The sequence below is a fragment of the Leisingera sp. F5 genome, assembly GCF_001593695.1.
The window spans coordinates 1-1,034 of sequence record NZ_LUKH01001427.1; the positions used below are offsets into that span (position 1 = coordinate 1).

The following is a 1,034-nucleotide window of genomic DNA, read 5'->3' on the forward strand; positions in this document are numbered from 1 at the left end:
TCTTCCTGGAAGGCATGCTGATTGCCGCCTGGGCTGTGGAAGCCGAGAAGGCTTTCATCTACATGCGCGACGAGTATCCGGCAGTGCTGGAAATCCTCGCGACCGAGATCAAGGCGCTGGAAGACGCGGGTATCGTCGAGGCAGGCTATATCGATCTGCGCCGCGGGGCAGGGGCCTATATCTGCGGCGAAGAATCCGCGATGATCGAGTCGATCGAAGGCAAGCGCGGTGAGCCGCGCCACCGTCCGCCGTTTGTGGCGCAGGTGGGTGTCTTCGGCCGCCCGACCCTCGTTCACAACGTCGAGACCCTCTACTGGGTCGCCAAGATCTGCCGCGAAGGCCCCGAGTGCCTGAATTCGGTTGAAAAGAACGGCCGCAAGGGCCTGCGCAGCTATTCAGTCTCGGGCCGTGTGAAGAACCCGGGAGTGCACCTGCTGCCGGCCGGTTCCACCATCACCGACGTCATCGAAGCCTGCGGCGGTATGCTGGATGGCCACGCGTTCAAGGCGTATCAGCCGGGTGGCCCGTCCTCGGGTCTGTTGCCCGCGTCGATGCATGACATTCCGCTCGACTTCGACACGCTGCAGCCGCATGGCACCTTCATCGGTTCTGCCGCTGTTGTGGTTCTGTCCGATCAGGACTCGGCCCGCGACGCCGCGCTGAACATGCTGCGCTTCTTCGAGGATGAAAGCTGCGGCCAATGCACCCCCTGCCGGGTGGGCTGCGAGAAAGCCGTCAAGCTGATGAGCGAAAAGAAGTGGGATCAGGGCCTGCTGGAAGAGCTGAGTGCGGCGATGGTTGATACCTCGATCTGCGGTCTGGGCCAGGCAGCGCCGAACCCGATCCGTCTGACCATCAAACACTTCCCCGAGGAGGTTTAAGCCATGAGCGATAAAATCACTTTCACACTCGATGGCGAACAGGTCACGGCAGACGCTGGCCTGACCATCTGGGAAGTCGCCAACGGCCGTGGCTTGAAGATCCCGCATCTGTGCCACAAGCCGCAGCCCGGCTACCGCCCGGACGGTAACTGC

General features: G+C 62.5%; 2 protein-coding genes. Both read left to right on the plus strand.

Features of this window, described 5'->3' with window-relative positions; all coding sequences use genetic code 11:
• Positions 1-881 (plus strand): NADH-ubiquinone oxidoreductase-F iron-sulfur binding region domain-containing protein (locus A2I95_RS41985; protein ID WP_291738166.1); only part of this gene is annotated, 881 nt, incomplete at its 5' end.
• 3 nt (positions 882-884) lie between these two features.
• Positions 885-1,034: 2Fe-2S iron-sulfur cluster-binding protein (locus A2I95_RS41990; RefSeq protein ID WP_291738167.1), on the plus strand; the 150-nt coding region annotated here is incomplete at its 3' end.